Source organism: Haloferax sp. ATB1 (genome assembly GCF_000730175.1).
Genome location: NZ_JPES01000116.1, coordinates 1 through 15,029, shown reverse-complemented (window position 1 = coordinate 15,029; position 15,029 = coordinate 1). Strand labels below are relative to the sequence as shown.

Sequence of the window (15,029 nt, the reverse complement as noted above, 5' to 3'; positions counted from 1 at the left end):
ACATAATGTCATCCCCCGAAAACGACGGGTTATGTCGCCATCATCAGACGACACTCCCCTCCACCGGACCGCGGGCGCGAAAATCGCCGTCGCGGCGTTCCTCGTACTGACGCTCGCCTACGCGCTCCTCATCGCCCAGCAGATTCTCGCGTGGGTGTTTCTCCTCGTCATCATCGTCGTCCTCTGGTACGCCGCCCGACTCGTCGTCGCCATGGAGGAAATCGCGACACAGCTCGGCCGTCTCGCCGACGAGCGAGCCGGTTCCACCGACCGCGGTGACGAATCAAGCTGGGATTAAACCGCGGCGGACGCGACCGAACCGGAGACCGTCTCGCCCATCGGACGGTCGGACCGACCGCCGGACCACCGCCCCGTCGGTCGGCGCATCGTCCGTTTTCACCGAGTATCGGAGAAATCGGAGGGTTCCGATTACGAGATAATTTTATTCACGGTTCTACTATTCTTAACTAACTATCGGGCGCGCGATGTTTCACCCGGAACAATGTACCCGTTACAAGTCACGTTGACCGAGTCCATCGCAGAGTTGACTAACGCCGTGCTCGCGTTCGTCCCGCGGCTCGTGGGCGCGCTCTTAATCCTCATCGTCGGCTGGTTCATCGGCAGTATCGCCGCCCGACTCATCACGCGGGTCGCCGACCGCGTCGAAGTCGATAAGGCGGTGTTGGCGACGCCGGTCGGGAAGATTCTCGGCGGAACCGAAAAGGCGGTCTCGAGCGCGTTCGGGACGCTCGGCAAGTGGTTCGTCTACGCCATCGCGGTCCTCGCGGCCGCCGACGTGCTCGCGGTCGACCTGTTCTCCGAATGGGTCTCGACCGCGGCGTCGTACGCGCCGTCGTTCGTGGCCGGGCTACTCGTCATCGTCCTCGGGTTCGTCGTAGCCGACTTCATCGGTGACGCCATCACGCGGACCCGCGCGGCGACCGAGACGCCGTACACGAGCATCTTCGCGGTCGGCACCCGGATGTTCCTCTACTTCACCGCCGTCGTCATCGGCCTGAGCACGATGGGCATCGACGTGGCCATCCTGTTCACCATCGCGCAGGCGTTCGCGTGGGGTATCGCCGCGGCCCTCGCCATCGGCGTCGGCGGCGCGGTCGCCTTCGGCGCGCGCGACTACGTCTCGGCCAACGTCGAGCGCTGGATGGGGTCGGCCCGCTCCGTCGCGGCCACCCCCGTCTCCCCGATGGGCGGCGACGGCGACTCACCCGAGGGCGCGTCGGCGGCCGACGACTGAGACCGCTCCGTTCCGGGTGCGCACACCGCGAAACCGGGTCCCTTTCTTCACCGACTATCCTCGGCGAGTGACCGCTTTCACGTGGAGAATTATCAGAATACATGGTATACGGTTCAGTTCGACTTTTCGGCCCGTCTAAACTGGTAGGCCGCCTCTATCTCCCACACAATACTTTAGGCTTGCCAAAATTATCTGGGATATGATAATACTTATCGGCACCGAGTGACTACCCTCGGTATGGACCAGTTTGCCGCTCTCACGTTCGTCTTTCTCGCCGGGCTCGTCACGGCCATCGCGACGGGTCTCGGCGCGATTCCGTTCTTCTTCGTCTCGGACGTGAGCGACCGCTGGAACGTGGCGCTGTGGGGTATCGCCTCGGGCATCATGGTGTCGGCGTCGCTGTTCGGACTCGTCTTCGAGGGGCTCGCCAACGGGACGCCGCTGCAACTCGGTATCGGGATGCTCGCGGGCGTCGCGCTCGTCCTCGTCGCCCACTACGTCATCGAGGGCGCGGACGTCGACCCGAAGCAGTACGAGGAGGCCGACTTCCGCAAACTGCTTTTGATTCTCGGCATCCTCACCGTCCACAGCTTCCCCGAGGGCGTCGCCGTCGGCGTCTCCTTCGCCGACCTCGGCCTCGACGGCGGCTTCCAGCTGTTCGGCTTCGTCGTCCCGCTGCTCGCGGTGTTCATGACTATCGCCATCTCGATTCACAACGTCCCCGAGGGCTGGCAATCTCCATCCCGCTCCGGTCGATGGAGGTCTCGAACTGGAAGCTCGTCTGGTGGGCCATCTTCTCCAGTCTGCCCCAGCCCATCGGCGCGGTCATCGCCTTCTACTTCGTCCGCATCGCCCGGGAGTTCCTCCCGTTCGGCTTCGGCTTCGCGGCGGGCGCGATGGTGTTTCTCGTGCTCACGGAGTTCATCCCCGAGGCGCTCGAACTCGGTGAGCGCCTCCCGCGCGGCGGCCGGGTCGAACTGCTCGCGGGGCTCGTCGCCGGCTTCGCTATCATGGTCCCGCTGGCGTTCATCTGAGCGCGGCGGACCCGCCACGACGGCTCAGACGCGCGGCTCTCGCCTTCGTCTCGGAACGGCAGAGAAAACAGCGAACTGCGAGCCGCGAACGCGGCTTAGTGCGAGTGGCCGAGCGCGTCCGAGAGCGGGACGCCGAAGCGGTCCTCGAACAGCTCTTCCATCTTCTCGTTGATTTCGGCGATGTCGGCCGGCGCGCCGCCTTCGCTGTGGTGAGCGACGACGTGTGCCTGCTGTGCGAACGCCTGCACGACCACGTCGGCGACGACGTCGGTCGGGTCTTCGCCCTGCTCCGAGAAGATGTCGACGAGGCCCGCGGGGAGTTCGAGCGCTTCGGTGTCTCCGTCCGGTCCCTCGATGGTGTACGTCTCAGTTTCGACCATGCCACCACGTGGGGTCGGCCGCGGGTTAAGGCTTGAGTTTGCGGGCGCGTCGAGGGGCGACAACTCACTCGAACACCGCAGGTGGGCGGCGTGTGCGCTCTCAGTCTGTCCGCGGAATCGCCATCGTCCCCGCCGCGAAGAAGGCGACCGCGAGGGCCGCGAGCACCGCGAGGTTGGTGACCCAGTCGCCGCCGCCGTAGGTGAGCGCCCGGACGCCGCGGGCGAAGTACGTGAGCGGCGAGAGATTCAACGCCGGGACGAACCACGCCGGGAGCAGGTCGGGCGTCACGAACGTCTCGGAGAGGAACAACAGGGGAAGCGCGATGGCGTTGCTCGCGGCGATGACGCCGTCCTGCGAGTCGGCGACGCTCCCGATGACCGCCCCGAGGCCGCAAAAGAGCGTCACGCCAAGTGCGACGAAGGGGACGATGGCGAGCGTCGCGGGACGCAGTGGAATCGACGCACCCGTCACGAGCGCCGACAGCGCGAGGAGCAACAGCGCCGCGAGGCCGATGACGACGACGTTGACGAGCGAGTGCGCGAGGAGCCACTCGGCGCGCGACAGCGGCGTCGTCGCCAGCTTCTCGAAGCGGCTTCCCTCGCGGTGGCGGGCGATGGTGCTCCCGACGCGCGACAGCGGCGTGAACAGCACGACGACCGCGAGATAGCCGGCGATGTAGTACTCCTTCGGCTCGGCGAACAGGCCGCCGCCGGTCGGCTGGGTCTGCACGAGCGCCCCGAAGATGACGACGATGATGGCGGGGAAGAAGAAGGTGAAGAAGACCGCCGTCCGCCGCCGGAGGAACGCGTGCCACGAGGCGACGAACTCCGAGCGGACGCGGGCGGCGAGACTCATCTGTCACCTCCGACCACGGCGGCCGCGGCGGGCCGGGCCGCCTCGAACTGCTCGCCGGTCAGAGAGAGGTAGACCTCTTCGAGACCGGGCTGTTTCCAGACGAGCGACTCGTAGACGACGCCCGCGTCGTCGAAGGCGGCGACCACGTCGCCGATGTCGCGCGGGCCGACGCCGTGGACGGTGATGCCGTCTCCCGACACCGTCGCGTCGAGCGCGGCCGGGAGCGACACCGATTCGAGGGCCGCGTCGGCGTCATCGTCGGTTCGGACGACGAGTCGGCTCTCGCCGCCGTACTCGGCGACGAGGTCGTCCGGCCGGCCGACCGTGACGAGTTCGCCCGCGTTGAGCAGGCCCACGCGGTCGGCGAGGCGCTCTATCTCCTCCATGGAGTGACTGGTGAGAAACACCGTCGTCCCGCCGGCGGCGAGGTCCTCGACGAGCCCCCACAGCGACCGGCGGCCCGCCGGGTCGATGCCGGTGGTCGGCTCGTCCAAGAACAGTACGTCGGGGTCGTTGACGAGCGTCAGCGCGATACAGGCGCGGCGCTGTTGGCCGCCCGAGAGGTTCTCGTACCACGTGTCGGCGGCGTCGGCGAGGCCGACCTCGTCGAGCACCGCGTCGGGGTCGCGGGCGTCGTCGTAGAGCCCCGCGTAGTAGGCCACGAGTTCGCGGGCGGAGAGCCGACCCGCGGGCCGGAACTCCTGCGGGAGGACGCCGAGGCGCTGGCGGTCCACCTCGGTCGGGTCGCGCCCGAGGATGGCCGCCGACCCCGAGTCCACCGCGGTCGTGCCCGTGAGGGCGCGAACCAGCGTCGTCTTCCCCGCGCCGTTCGGACCGATGAGGCCGAAGACCTCCCCCTCGGCGACCGACAGGGAGACCCCCGAGAGCGCCTCCACGTCGCCGTAGGACTTCCTGAGGCCGTCGGCGGCGAGTACCTCGTCCATGTCGTACCCGTCGTCACTATCGGGTGGTAAGGGATTCGGAATCGCCGCTCGGTTCGAGTCGCGGAGCGGGCGGGAGCGCGAGAACGCATAGCCCGCTCAACCGTAGCAAGCCTTACTCCGCTTGCGCCGCACTTGGTTGACATGAACGGTTCCCGACGCGACTTTCTCGCCGCGACCGGCGCGGCCCTCCTCGGCGGCCTCGCGGGCTGTGCGAGCGCGCCGACCGACGACGGCGCTGGCGGAACGACTGACAGCGACGCGACATCCGACGAGACCGATGACTCGACCGCGACCACGGACACCGGGGGCGACGGCTCCCTCTCGGACCTCGAAGTCGCCTACGAGACGCTGGCGACCGGGTTCGCCTCGCCTGTCGACGTAGCCATTCCCGAGGCGTTCGACGGGAGCCGGCGGTTCGTCGTGGACCAGCCCGGTCGAATCTGGCTCCACGACGACTCGGGACTACAGAGCGAGCCCTATCTCGACATCACCGACCGCGTCGTCGACCTCAACGGCTACGACGAACGCGGCTTCCTCGGCGTCGCCTTCCACCCCGAGTTCGCCGACAACGGACGGCTCTACCTCCGGTACAGCGCCCCGCGACGCTCCGGGACGCCCTCGAACTACAGCCACACGTTCGTCCTGAGCGAACTGACGGTCGACCCCGAGGCGACGACCGTCTCGGCCGACTCCGAGCGGACGCTGCTCGAACTTCCCCAACCTCAGTCGAACCACAACGCCGGAGCCGTCGCGTTCGGCCCGGACGGCTATCTCTACGTCGCCACGGGCGACGGCGGCGGCGCGAACGACGAGGGGCGCGGTCACGTCGACGACTGGTACAACGCCGTCCCGGGTGGCAACGGGCAGGACGTAACCGAGAACCTCCTCGGGAGCGTCCTCCGAATCGACGTGGATTCGACCGGCGGCGTCTCCGGCGACGACGACCGGCCCTACGGGATTCCCGAGGACAACCCGCTCGTCGGCACCGACGGCCTCGACGAGCAGTACGCGTGGGGGCTCAGAAACCCGTGGCGGCTCTCGTTCGACGGCGAGGACTGCTACGTCGCCGACGTGGGACAGGGCGCGTGGGAGGAGGTGAACCTCTTGGAGCGCGGCGGCAACTACGGCTGGAACGTCCGCGAGGGCGCACACTGCTTCCGCGCCGACGACTGCCCGACCGAGACGCCCGACGGCGCGCCGCTCATCGACCCGGTACTGGAGTACCCCCACAGCGGGGACGGACCGTCTGGCGTGGCCGTCATCGGCGGCCACGTCTACCGCGGCGAGTCGATTCCGGCGCTCTCGGGCGCGTACGTCTTCGCCGACTGGCAGTCAGAGGGGAGACTGTTCGCCGCCCGCCCGAGCGAGTCGCGCCCGTGGGACATCGCGGAGATTCCCGTGACGGACCGCGACGACGGCGGGGCGAACGTCCTCGCGTTCGGCCGCGCCCCCGACGGCGAACTGTACGTCTGCACCAGCGACCGGCCGATTGTCACCGGGTCGTCGGGTGCGCTGAACCGGCTGACCGGCGTCTGAGGGTCGCACCGTGACTCGCCCGAACTCGGGGCCTGGGCAAGAGCGTCAGGCGTCGCCGTCGACGTTGACCCGCCTGCCCGTCGTCGCCGACTCGTAGGCCGCCTCGGTCAGCGCGGTCACTCGGAGGGCGTCGTCGGCCGGGATGGCGAGGTCGGCCTCGTCGCGGGCGGCGTCCACGAAGTTCCGGAGCTTCTTCCGGGTTAGGTCCTCGAAGTCGGGGGTCGACGGCGTGGCCGTGTAGGTCGTCCCACCCTCCGTCACTTCGATGGTCTCGCCGTCGAAGGCGACCATCCCCTCGGTGCCGATGACCCGGAGCGACTCGCCGGGGTCCGGGACGCTCTGTCCGTCGCCGGAGACGCCGACGCTCGCGGTGAGGTGGTCGCCGTCGCGGTCGAGGACGACCGCGAGCGCCGAGTTCACGTCCACGTCGTGGCCGCGGTGGTCGACTGCCGCGGCGACGGTCACCGGCGTCGAGCGCGTCACCCAGAGCATCGCGTCGAGGAGGTGCGACCCCGAGTCGTACAGTTGGCCGCCGCCCGAAAGCGACGGGTCGCCGCGCCACTCGTCTTTCGTCCAGCGAATCCACTCCTGTTCGAGGTGGCAGACCACCATGTGCGGGTCGCCGATGCGACCGCTGTCGATGACGCGCCGCAGTTCGTGGAACCGCGGGTCGAAGTGGCGCTGGTAGCCGACCGCGAGGGTGAGCCCGCGCTCCTCGGCGCGGTCGATGAGCGCCCGCGCGCCACCGAGGTCCGTCACCATCGGCTTTTCGAGGTGGACGTGGAGGTCGGCGTCGAGCGCCGCGAGCGCCTGGTCGAAGTGCTTCGTGTGCGGCGAGGCGATGGTCACCGCGTCGAGGAACTCGGCGTCCAGCAGTTCCTCGGTCGTCTCGTAGGTCGGCACGTCGAACTCGTCGCCGAACTTCTCGCGAACCTCGTCTGCGGGGTCGACGCCGGCGACGACGCGCACGCCCTCCAGTTCGTTGAGGAGGCGGCACTCCAGCACGCCGAGGCTTCCGAGTCCGATACCTGCGACTCTGAACATGCCGTACCAGTCGCGCGGAAGCCGCAAAAGCGTGCGGGCGAGTCGCAAGGGATTCCCGGGTGGCTCGTGTGGTCCGGCCATGGACGACGCAGTCCTCCAGCGGTTCGCCGTCGTGCTCGCGTTGGTCGGTATGGCTTTCCACGTCGCGGCCCTCGCCGAGAACCCGTCGCAGGGATTCCTCACCATCGGGTTCGGGGTTCTCCTCCTCGCGCTCGCGCTCGGCGGCGCGCCGGTCACGCGCGAACTGTTCGAAGCGGACGCGAACCGTACCGAAGCCGAGCGGGATACGACCCGCGCCGAACCCCCCGACGCCGACGGACAAAGCTGAACCTCTCGCCGCTACTCGCACCCTTTAGTCGCCGGCCGTCGTGAGATCGACCATGAGCCTCGACTATCGACGACTCGGGTCGACCGGCACCCGCGTCTCGGAACTGTGCTTCGGCACGTGGCGATTCGGTCGAAAGAGCAGCGGCGTTCTGGAGACCGACGAGGAGGAAGCGCACGAACTCCTCGACGCGTTCGAGGAGCGCGGCGGGAACTTCATCGACACCGCCAACGTCTACGGGAATCCGAACGGGACCTCCGAGGAGTACATCGGCAACTGGCTGGCCGAGCGCGACCGCGAGGACTACGTGCTCGCCTCGAAGGTGTACTTCCCGTTCGACGAGGACAACCCCAACGGGCGCGGCCTCTCGCGGACCCACATCCGCAACCAAATCGAGGGGACGCTCGACCGCCTCGACACCGACTACCTCGACCTCTACTACATCCACCGCTGGGACGAGGAGACGCCCATCGAGGAGACGCTCCGGGCGCTCAACGGCCTCGTCGAGGAGGGGAAAGTCAACTACCTCGGCGCGTCCACGATGGCCTCCTGGCAGCTCACGAAGGCGCTGTGGAAGTCCGACGTCAACGACTACGCCCGCTTCGACGTGACCCAACCGCTGTTCCACGCCGGCTACTACGAGGACGTGAAAGACTACCTCGACGTGTGCGGCGACCAAGACATCGCGATTTGTCCGTACTCGCCGCTCGCGGGCGGCTTCCTCACGGGGAAATACGAGCGCGCCGACTCCGACGACCCGACCGAGTACGTCGCGCCCGACGGCGCGCGCGGGTCGTTCGACGAGCGGTTCGACCGGTTCTACGTCTCCGAGCGCGGCTGGAAGGTGCTCGACGAGATTCGCGCCGTCGCCGACGAGGTCGACGCCAGCCCCGCGCAGGTCGCGCTCCGCTGGCTGATGGACTACCCCGAGGCGACCGTCGTCCCCATCGTCGGCGCGCGGACGACCGACCAACTCGACGAGAACGTCGGCGCGGCCGACGTGGACATCTCGACCGACCAGTGGGAGCGCATCACGAACGCCCGGTACGACGAAGACGGCAAGCGCTGGGGCCACTGAACGGCCGTCAGAAACGCGCGCAACCGCCGACCCGGACGATTCCGGCCTTTTTCACGCGATGCCGAGGTCTCGCAGGAAGTCGCAGACGACGTGGACGTAGAGCACGACCGCGAGGAACGCCGCGAGCGACCCGAGTCCCGAGAGCGCGAGCGCGCCGACCGCGACGCCGCCGACGAGGTGGTGGCTCAGGAGTCGCTTGCGGTCGAACTCGGTGTCGAACTCCTCGAACACTCGCTCTTGGTCGAGGAGGCCGACCCGCGGATTCGTCACCGCGAGCCGCAGGTTCGCCCAGTCGCCGCGCTGGACGCGGGCGATGACGAAGTGGTCGAGGTCGACGAAGACGCTCACGAGGACCGCGCCGGCGACGAGAAGCGGCAGACTCCCCGGTGGCTCTAGCGCGAGCGCGGCGACTGTCCCAGCGACCGCGCCGACGACGGCGTGTTCGAGTGACTTCACGGCTCGCCTCGGTCAGTCGACGTGCGGGCGGACCCGCCGGAGCACGAGGTCCGGGTCGAACTCGTCTTCCGACTTGTCCCAGACGCGCTCGCCGTCGACGGTGACGGTGAGGACGCCGTGGTCGCCCGTGACGAGCGCCACGCGGTCGAGTCGGTCGCCGAACTGTTCGAGCAGCGCGTGCTGCAGTTGCTCCGCTCGGTCGAGGAAGCCGCAGGGGACGCAGTATTCGATTTCGACCTCGGTCATGTCCGGACGTTCACGCCGAGCGCGTAAAAGCGAGGGGGCGAGTGACCGAGACCGATATCGGGACGCTACTTCCCGAAGCCGGGCCGCCACCGGAGCAGGACCACGGTGACGAGGAAGACCAGCGTCGAGAGGTCGTACGAGAGCGTCGTCACGGTCGCCGCGATGGCCGTCCCGCCGCCGAAGACGCTCGTGGCGACCGACGCGAGGATGGGCCACGAACACGAGACACAGGAGAACAGGCCGACGACGCCGGAGACGGCCGCGCCCGCCGCCTCGACGACCGTGTCGTAGACGAGGAACGCGAGCGCCGCGTAGCCGACCACGCGCGCCGGCATGAGAACGAGGTTGAACAGGTCGCCGCCGTAGACGAGCGCCGGCCCCCATCCGGGCGGGAGGAAGGCGACGCGAAGGCCGTTAGTGCCGCCCGGAACGGGCGAGGTGACGAGGCCGCCGGCGACCGCCAAGAGCGCGAAGTAGCCGACTGCGACCGCGGCCGCCTTTCGCTTCGTCGCGGGCGAGGCGGGCGCAACGTCGGTGTCGAACATGACCCAGAGGCCGACGATGACCCACGCGACGCCGTACAGCGCGTAGCGCGGCGCGCCGACGCTCGCCTCGGTGAAAAGCAGGTAGACGAACGCCAGAATCAGCGTCGTGTTCACGGCGAAGGCGGCGCGGAGCAGACTGGCCCGCGAGGGTCGAGGGAGTTCGGATGCGGTTGCCATGTGTTGGTGGGGAGCGGTCGGGGCTCAGAGCGCGAGGGTGTCGACGACGATGGCGAGGAGCAGCATGCCGAGGTAGGCGTTCGACGCGTGGAACGCCCGGAACGCGGCGGTGTCGTCGCGCTCGTAGTGCAGGCGCACGACGAAGTAGAGGAACGCGCCGCCGAAGAGGATGCTCGTCACGAGGTAGACGACACCGAGGGCGTCCATGACCGCGAGACCGGCCGCCGAGACGAGCGTCGCGCCGAGCCACCAGAGGATGTGCTTTCGCGTCTCGGTCTCGCCGCGGACGACGGGCATCATCGGGAAGCCGCCGCGGGCGTAGTCGTCCTTGTAGGCCAACGCGAGGTTGTAGAAGTGCGCGGGCGTCCACATGAAGATGACCACGGCGAGGACGATACCGCCGAGGCCGACGTCGCCGGTGACGGCGACCCAGCCGATGAGCGCCGGCAGCGCGCCGGCCGCGCCGCCGATGACGGTGTTCTGGACCGTGTTGGGTTTCAGGATGAGCGTGTAGACCACGCTGTAGAAGGCGATGGCGACGACGCCGAGGACGGCGGCCAGCCAGTTGACGGACGCGAACAGCGCAACCGACGCGACCGTCAGGAGCAGGCCGAACGCGACGGCGTTGCGGACGGGGACGAGGTCGACCGCGAGCGGCCGGTCGCTCGTCCGCTGCATCCGGCGGTCCACGTCGCGTTCGAGGACGTGGTTGAACGTGCCGGACGCGCCGATAGAGAGGACGCCGCCGCCGAGAGTCGCCGCGATGACCTCGGGCGTGAGGCCGGGCGAGACGGTGCCGGCGAGCGCCATCGCCGCCGACGCGACGAGACAGAGGAGCCACATCAGCCGCGGCTTCATCAGCCGGAAGTACGCGTTGACCGTCGCTTTCGCGCGGGCGACCGGCTCGGTCGGGACGGGCGGTCGTTCGCCGTCGTCGGCCGGGGGGCTCATCGACGGGGTGCCGACCGGCGCGTCGTCGGGGTCGCCGGTGGCCGCTTCGAGCGTCCACGCGAGCGCGACGACGAGGCCGCCGAAGATGACCATTCCGAGGACCAAGTGGAGCGTCGACAGCACGGCTCCGACGCCGACGGTGGCGACGACCGCGCCGAGACCGGCCTGTGCGGGATAGAGCGCCGCCGACGCGGTGACGGTCGCTCTCACCCGGCGAGACGTGTCGGTACGCCACGCCGAGACGAGCGTGGCGAGCGTGAGGAGACCGACGAGGACGGCCGCAACGCGGTGGCCGAGAGCGACCCAGCCGTCGAGCGTCGCGGGGAGCGAAAAGCCGTCTCCGCACGCGGGCCAGGCGCTACACGCGGCGGTCGCGTCCGTGAGCGCGGTCGTCGCGCCGACGAGGAGCAGGAGATAGACGCCCATCGCGGTCGCGGCGAGCAGGCCGTGGAACGTGTTCGAATCGCGATTCGTGGCCACGAAATTCACCTACGGGCCTGTTGGGCCGTCCCGTATTTAGGACCCGCGCTTTTCGGCCTCGCGTTCGGGTGCCGCTCCCCGCGATATGGCGGGGGCGGGTTGATAAACGGCGGGCCGAGAGTCGGTACGCATTTATGCGGTTGTTCCTAAGTCTCGCTCAGCATGAGAAAGACGCGTTTCGCGCTCGCGTCCCTGCTCGCGACGGTCGTGATGGCGCTCGTTGCCACCCCCGCCGCCGCGCAGGCGTCCGCCACGTCGGAACTTATCAATCAGCTCAACGGGAAGCTGCTGTACGTCGCTATCCCGATTACCGTGCTGGTGGAGGTCATCCTCCTCTACACGGTCATCAAGTTCCGCAACAGCGAGCGCGCACTGCCGACCAAGGAGAACCGCCGGCTCGAAATCACGTGGACCATCGCGACAGCGATTATCCTGCTTTTCGTCGGCGTCGCCTCCTACGGCGTGCTGGCCGACGAGAACGTCACGCACCAGGGCAACGATATCGCCATGGACGACGACCCGGTCGTCGTCACGGCGGAGGCCTACCAGTGGGGCTGGAACATGTACTACCCCGAGGAAGGTAACTTCTCGTCGGGCAACGAGATCGTCATCCCCGCGGACCGCCCCGTCTACTTCCAGGTCACCTCAGCGGACGTGATACATGGATTCCACGTCCCCGAACTCGCGCTCAAGCAGGACGCGATGCCGGGTTCGACGAACACCATCAAGACCGTCGCCTACGAGGAAGGCACCTACCAGGGCTACTGTACTGAGTACTGCGGCGTCGCTCACTCCCAGATGTACTTCACCGTCGAAGTCGTCTCGCAGGAAGAGTACCAGAACTGGCTCGACGAACAGCAGTCGGCCAACAGCGAGTCGTCGTCTTCGTCCTCGAACTCGACCGCGACGAATTCTACCGCGACGAATTCCACTGCGACGAATTCCACCGCGACGAATTCCACCGCGACGAATTCCACGCAGTAACGCATCCCTTCTCTTTCGACGCTCGCCGCCGAGTGACGACGCTCGCGCTCGTCGCGGTCGGCCGTCGGAAAATCAAACCAGTCGGCAGTCCGAGTTGTCTTCCGGGGCGAGCGCTCAGCAGCGCCGCTCGACGATGCGGTCGATGATGCGACCCGTCGAGAGCAGTTCGTCGTCGTGACGTTGCTCTCGCGGCGTCGCGCGCGTGACCTCGCAGTCGATGCCGCGGGCGTCGAGAGCGGCTTTGATTCCCTCCTCGTCGTGGTGTTGGTCGTAGCCGAGGACGATGACGTCGGGGTCGATGTTCTCGATGGGGACGAAGATGTCCTCCGGGTGGCCGAGATGCGCCTCGTCGACCACGTCGAGCGCGGCGACCATGTCGCGGCGCTGGCGGTCGTCGAGAATCGGCTTCGGCTTGTGCGTCACGTTCTCGCCACGGGCGATGATGACGTGGAGTTCGTCGCCGAGCGACGCGGCGTCCGAGAGGTAGTGGACGTGGCCCGGGTGGAGGATGTCGAAGGTTCCCTGCGCGATGACCCTCCTCATCGGTCCAACTCCGCGTCGATGTCGTCCTGCGTGAAGTCGAAGAACGATTCGGGGTCGGGGAGGTCGACGTCGAGCACGTCGAGGTCGCGGACCTCGCCCGACTGGTCGAACGCCTCCCAGTCGTCGGGGCCGTAGGGCTTGCCGATGATGATGTGGACCCGGCCGCTTCCGAAGGTGTCGAGGTCGGCGTCGCTCGGGCGGAGGACGCCGTTGGGGTGCGAGTGAACCGACCCGACGGCGCGGAAGTCGTTCGGCACGAGGTCGTTCCTGACGGTCGCGCTGACGGGGTCCGACACGGTCCCCGGGATGATGAGCACGTCCGTCACGACGTAGCCGTCGCGGTCGACGCCGACCCGGCGGGCCTCCTCGCCGCGGAGGAGGCCCATGTACTCGTTCGGATGCGTCTCCGCAGAGGCTTCGAGCGCGAAGTCGAGGGCGTCGGCGGCGATGCCGACGACCTCCCGCGACCGGAAGAGTCGCATACCGAACCGTCCGCGGGCGCTCCATCTAAGGGTTCCGGAACGCCGAGTCGGTCGCCGGAACGGAACCGCCATACTGAGGTCGGCGGTCGCCCGAACTCGGGTGTGACGCTCGATTCCGACTTCGTCGCCCGCGCGACGAACGCGCTCTCCGCGGACGCACCGCCGATCGCGACGACCGAACTCGACGGCGGGCACGTCGGGCGCGTCTACCGTCTCGACTTCGACGGGCGCGACCCCGTCGTCGCGAAGGTGGGCGACACGCCGCTCGACGTGGAGGCCGCGATGCTCGACTCGCTCGGCGCGGCCGGGCTTCCGGTCCCCGTGGTCCACCACGCCGACCCTGACCTGCTCGTCCTCGACTACGTCGAGGGCACGTCCGAGTTGACCCTCGCCGCCGAGCGCGACCTCGCCACCCACCTCGCCGCGCTCCACGAGACGACCGCACCGGCGTTCGGGTTCCCCTACGACACCCTCTCCGGCCCGTACCGCCAGCCGAACCCGTGGACCGACTCGTGGGTCGAGTTCTTCCGCGACCAGCGCCTCCTGCCGTGGGCCGAGGCGGCGCTCGATTCGGGACTCCCGGACGCGACCGCCGAGCGAATCGAGTCGGTCGCGGCCGACCTCGACGCCCTCCTCGTCGAACCGGCGGCCCCGCGGCTCGTCCACGGCGACGTGTGGGGCGCGAACCTCCGCATTCGCGACGAACGCGTCGTCGCCTTTCTCGACCCGGCGTGTTACTACGGCCACCCGGAGGTCGAACTCGCTTACATCGACTGGTTCGACGCCGCCGGCGACGATTTCTTCGACGCCTACGACGAGTTGCGACCCATCGCCGACGGCTTCTTCGAGGTTCGCTCGCCCGTTTACGCGCTGTTTCCCCTCCTCGAACACGTCCGCGTCTTCGGCGGAGACTACGTCCCGTCGGTCGAAGATGCGCTTGACGAACTCGGGTACTGACGCCCGGTCACCGCAGTTTTCGGGGCGAATCGAGTCTGTGAGAACCGGCCGCGCACGCGAGACGCTTTTGTAAAGCTTAACACTACCCCCTGACCTAGCGGGACCATGAGCGACGAGCACGCCGGGGATTCCGGCGACGACTCGGGTCCGAATTCGGACGCACGACCTATCGTCTACGATCTCGCACCGAACTGTACCGCCGACGACGTCGAGACCGACGCGTACTACCACGCCGTCGTCAACGGCGTCGTGGAGTACGGCATCTTCGTCGACGTCTCCGACTCCGTCTCCGGTCTCATCCACGAGTCCAACCTCTCGACCGACTACGAGGTCGGCGACCGACTGGTCGTCCGCCTCGACTCCGTCCGAGAGAACGGTGACATCGCGTTCGCCGAGGAAACGCCCGACGACTACCGCACGCTGACCGTCGACCACGAACCGACCATCACGCCTATCTCCAACCTCACAGTCGGCGACTCGGTCACGGTCGAGGGCGTCGTCACGCAGATCAAGCAGACCGGCGGCCCGACCGTCTTCCGCATCGCCGACGACTCGGGCATCGTCGCCGCCGCCGCCTTCGAAGAGGCCGGCGTCCGCGCGTTCCCCGAAGTCGACCTCGACGACGTGGTCCGCATGGCCGGCACCGTCGAAGACCACGAGGGAACCCGTCAGCTCGAAGTCGACGGCCTCACCGTCCTCGACGACGAGACCGCGGCCGACGCCCGCCAGCGCATCGACGCCGCGCTCGACGAGCGC

At 68.2% G+C, this 15,029-nt stretch carries 18 protein-coding genes and 1 pseudogene; 9 read left to right on the top strand and 10 right to left on the bottom strand.

The features are described 5' to 3' along the window. The first annotated feature begins 31 nt into the window (after window positions 1-31). The 3 genes and pseudogenes from ATB1_RS19050 to ATB1_RS19040 all read left to right on the top strand — a co-directional run bounded on the left by ATB1_RS19050 (window position 32) and on the right by ATB1_RS19040 (window position 2,289). The gene (locus tag ATB1_RS19050) at window positions 32-298 is read left to right on the top strand and encodes a hypothetical protein (RefSeq protein ID WP_042666501.1); all 267 of its coding nucleotides are present in this window, start codon (window positions 32-34) and stop codon (window positions 296-298) included. Between the two features lie 204 nt (window positions 299-502). Further along, window positions 503-1,255, top strand: coding sequence for a hypothetical protein (locus tag ATB1_RS19045; protein WP_042666500.1), 753 nt, complete (start codon window positions 503-505; stop codon window positions 1,253-1,255). Window positions 1,256-1,492: 237 nt separating this feature from the next. Then, window positions 1,493-2,289, top strand: a pseudogene (locus ATB1_RS19040) (ZIP family metal transporter). Window positions 2,290-2,384: 95 nt separating this feature from the next. Here the strand turns inward: ATB1_RS19040 and ATB1_RS19035 are convergent. From ATB1_RS19035 to ATB1_RS19025, 3 genes are all read right to left on the bottom strand, one after another. Next, on the bottom strand, window positions 2,385-2,669 hold the full coding sequence (locus ATB1_RS19035) for a hypothetical protein (RefSeq protein ID WP_008092543.1): 285 nt from the start codon (window positions 2,667-2,669) through the stop codon (window positions 2,385-2,387). Between the two features lie 100 nt (window positions 2,670-2,769). Continuing rightward, a complete protein-coding gene (locus ATB1_RS19030) occupies window positions 2,770-3,525 on the bottom strand; it encodes an ABC transporter permease (RefSeq protein WP_042666498.1) in 756 nt (251 codons plus the stop codon). Next, complete coding sequence (locus ATB1_RS19025) at window positions 3,522-4,469, bottom strand: ABC transporter ATP-binding protein (protein WP_042666496.1); 948 nt, start codon at window positions 4,467-4,469, stop codon at window positions 3,522-3,524. Before ATB1_RS19025 ends, ATB1_RS19030 begins: the two co-directional genes overlap by 4 nt. 141 nt (window positions 4,470-4,610) lie before the next feature. Between ATB1_RS19025 and ATB1_RS19020 the strand changes: the two genes are divergently transcribed. After that, window positions 4,611-6,005, top strand: coding sequence for a sorbosone dehydrogenase family protein (locus tag ATB1_RS19020; RefSeq protein ID WP_042666524.1), 1,395 nt, complete (start codon window positions 4,611-4,613; stop codon window positions 6,003-6,005). 45 nt (window positions 6,006-6,050) lie between these two features. Here ATB1_RS19020 and ATB1_RS19015 read toward each other — a convergent pair whose 3' ends face one another. Next, complete coding sequence (locus ATB1_RS19015; RefSeq protein ID WP_042666522.1) at window positions 6,051-7,049, bottom strand: Gfo/Idh/MocA family protein; 999 nt, start codon at window positions 7,047-7,049, stop codon at window positions 6,051-6,053. Between the two features lie 79 nt (window positions 7,050-7,128). Here ATB1_RS19015 and ATB1_RS19010 point away from each other — a divergent pair, with 79 nt between their 5' ends. Beyond that, a complete protein-coding gene (locus ATB1_RS19010; protein ID WP_042666494.1) occupies window positions 7,129-7,377 on the top strand; it encodes a hypothetical protein in 249 nt (82 codons plus the stop codon). A 52-nt stretch (window positions 7,378-7,429) separates the two neighbouring features. Then, window positions 7,430-8,452: an aldo/keto reductase gene (locus tag ATB1_RS19005; RefSeq protein WP_042666492.1), complete on the top strand. Its 1,023-nt coding sequence runs from the start codon at window positions 7,430-7,432 to the stop codon at window positions 8,450-8,452. 51 nt (window positions 8,453-8,503) lie between these two features. On the opposite strand, the gene ATB1_RS19000 is transcribed toward ATB1_RS19005, so the two are convergent. From ATB1_RS19000 to cyoE, 4 genes are all read right to left on the bottom strand, one after another. Then, window positions 8,504-8,908, bottom strand: coding sequence for a metal-dependent hydrolase (locus ATB1_RS19000; protein ID WP_042666490.1), 405 nt, complete (start codon window positions 8,906-8,908; stop codon window positions 8,504-8,506). A 12-nt stretch (window positions 8,909-8,920) separates the two neighbouring features. Further along, complete coding sequence (locus ATB1_RS18995) at window positions 8,921-9,154, bottom strand: SelT/SelW/SelH family protein (protein ID WP_042666489.1); 234 nt, start codon at window positions 9,152-9,154, stop codon at window positions 8,921-8,923. 65 nt (window positions 9,155-9,219) lie between these two features. Then, window positions 9,220-9,876: a hypothetical protein gene (locus ATB1_RS18990; RefSeq protein ID WP_042666486.1), complete on the bottom strand. Its 657-nt coding sequence runs from the start codon at window positions 9,874-9,876 to the stop codon at window positions 9,220-9,222. 24 nt (window positions 9,877-9,900) lie between these two features. Continuing rightward, the gene (cyoE, locus tag ATB1_RS18985) at window positions 9,901-11,307 is read right to left on the bottom strand and encodes a heme o synthase (protein WP_042666484.1); all 1,407 of its coding nucleotides are present in this window, start codon (window positions 11,305-11,307) and stop codon (window positions 9,901-9,903) included. Between the two features lie 162 nt (window positions 11,308-11,469). Here cyoE and coxB point away from each other — a divergent pair, with 162 nt between their 5' ends. Continuing rightward, on the top strand, window positions 11,470-12,291 hold the full coding sequence (gene coxB / locus ATB1_RS18980; RefSeq protein ID WP_042666482.1) for a cytochrome c oxidase subunit II: 822 nt from the start codon (window positions 11,470-11,472) through the stop codon (window positions 12,289-12,291). A gap of 114 nt (window positions 12,292-12,405) precedes the next feature. Here coxB and ATB1_RS18975 read toward each other — a convergent pair whose 3' ends face one another. Together ATB1_RS18975 and ATB1_RS18970 are read right to left on the bottom strand one after the other, a co-directional pair. Further along, the gene (locus ATB1_RS18975; RefSeq protein WP_042666480.1) at window positions 12,406-12,834 is read right to left on the bottom strand and encodes an adenylyltransferase/cytidyltransferase family protein; all 429 of its coding nucleotides are present in this window, start codon (window positions 12,832-12,834) and stop codon (window positions 12,406-12,408) included. Next, window positions 12,831-13,316 carry a Mov34/MPN/PAD-1 family protein gene (locus ATB1_RS18970; protein ID WP_042666478.1) on the bottom strand — a complete coding sequence of 162 codons (486 nt, stop codon included), beginning with the start codon at window positions 13,314-13,316 and terminating at the stop codon, window positions 12,831-12,833. The genes ATB1_RS18975 and ATB1_RS18970 overlap by 4 nt, the downstream gene beginning before the upstream one ends. 102 nt (window positions 13,317-13,418) lie before the next feature. Between ATB1_RS18970 and ATB1_RS18965 the strand changes: the two genes are divergently transcribed. Together ATB1_RS18965 and ATB1_RS18960 are read left to right on the top strand one after the other, a co-directional pair. Beyond that, complete coding sequence (locus tag ATB1_RS18965; RefSeq protein WP_042666476.1) at window positions 13,419-14,273, top strand: fructosamine kinase family protein; 855 nt, start codon at window positions 13,419-13,421, stop codon at window positions 14,271-14,273. A gap of 105 nt (window positions 14,274-14,378) precedes the next feature. Continuing rightward, window positions 14,379-15,029: OB-fold nucleic acid binding domain-containing protein (locus ATB1_RS18960; protein ID WP_042666474.1), on the top strand; the 651-nt coding region annotated here is incomplete at its 3' end.

Bases quoted from the DNA above. Each gene is read 5' to 3' on its own strand.
- ATB1_RS19050 (WP_042666501.1), top strand. From the start codon at position 32: ATGTCGCCATCATCAGACGACACTCCCCTCCACCGGACCGCGGGCGCG.
- ATB1_RS19045 (WP_042666500.1), top strand. From the start codon at position 503: ATGTACCCGTTACAAGTCACGTTGACCGAGTCCATCGCAGAGTTGACT.
- ATB1_RS19035 (WP_008092543.1), bottom strand. From the start codon at position 2,669: ATGGTCGAAACTGAGACGTACACCATCGAGGGACCGGACGGAGACACC.
- ATB1_RS19030 (WP_042666498.1), bottom strand. From the start codon at position 3,525: ATGAGTCTCGCCGCCCGCGTCCGCTCGGAGTTCGTCGCCTCGTGGCAC.
- ATB1_RS19025 (WP_042666496.1), bottom strand. From the start codon at position 4,469: ATGGACGAGGTACTCGCCGCCGACGGCCTCAGGAAGTCCTACGGCGAC.
- ATB1_RS19020 (WP_042666524.1), top strand. From the start codon at position 4,611: ATGAACGGTTCCCGACGCGACTTTCTCGCCGCGACCGGCGCGGCCCTC.
- ATB1_RS19015 (WP_042666522.1), bottom strand. From the start codon at position 7,049: ATGTTCAGAGTCGCAGGTATCGGACTCGGAAGCCTCGGCGTGCTGGAG.
- ATB1_RS19010 (WP_042666494.1), top strand. From the start codon at position 7,129: ATGGACGACGCAGTCCTCCAGCGGTTCGCCGTCGTGCTCGCGTTGGTC.
- ATB1_RS19005 (WP_042666492.1), top strand. From the start codon at position 7,430: ATGAGCCTCGACTATCGACGACTCGGGTCGACCGGCACCCGCGTCTCG.
- ATB1_RS18995 (WP_042666489.1), bottom strand. From the start codon at position 9,154: ATGACCGAGGTCGAAATCGAATACTGCGTCCCCTGCGGCTTCCTCGAC.
- ATB1_RS18990 (WP_042666486.1), bottom strand. From the start codon at position 9,876: ATGGCAACCGCATCCGAACTCCCTCGACCCTCGCGGGCCAGTCTGCTC.
- coxB (WP_042666482.1), top strand. From the start codon at position 11,470: ATGAGAAAGACGCGTTTCGCGCTCGCGTCCCTGCTCGCGACGGTCGTG.
- ATB1_RS18975 (WP_042666480.1), bottom strand. From the start codon at position 12,834: ATGAGGAGGGTCATCGCGCAGGGAACCTTCGACATCCTCCACCCGGGC.
- ATB1_RS18970 (WP_042666478.1), bottom strand. From the start codon at position 13,316: ATGCGACTCTTCCGGTCGCGGGAGGTCGTCGGCATCGCCGCCGACGCC.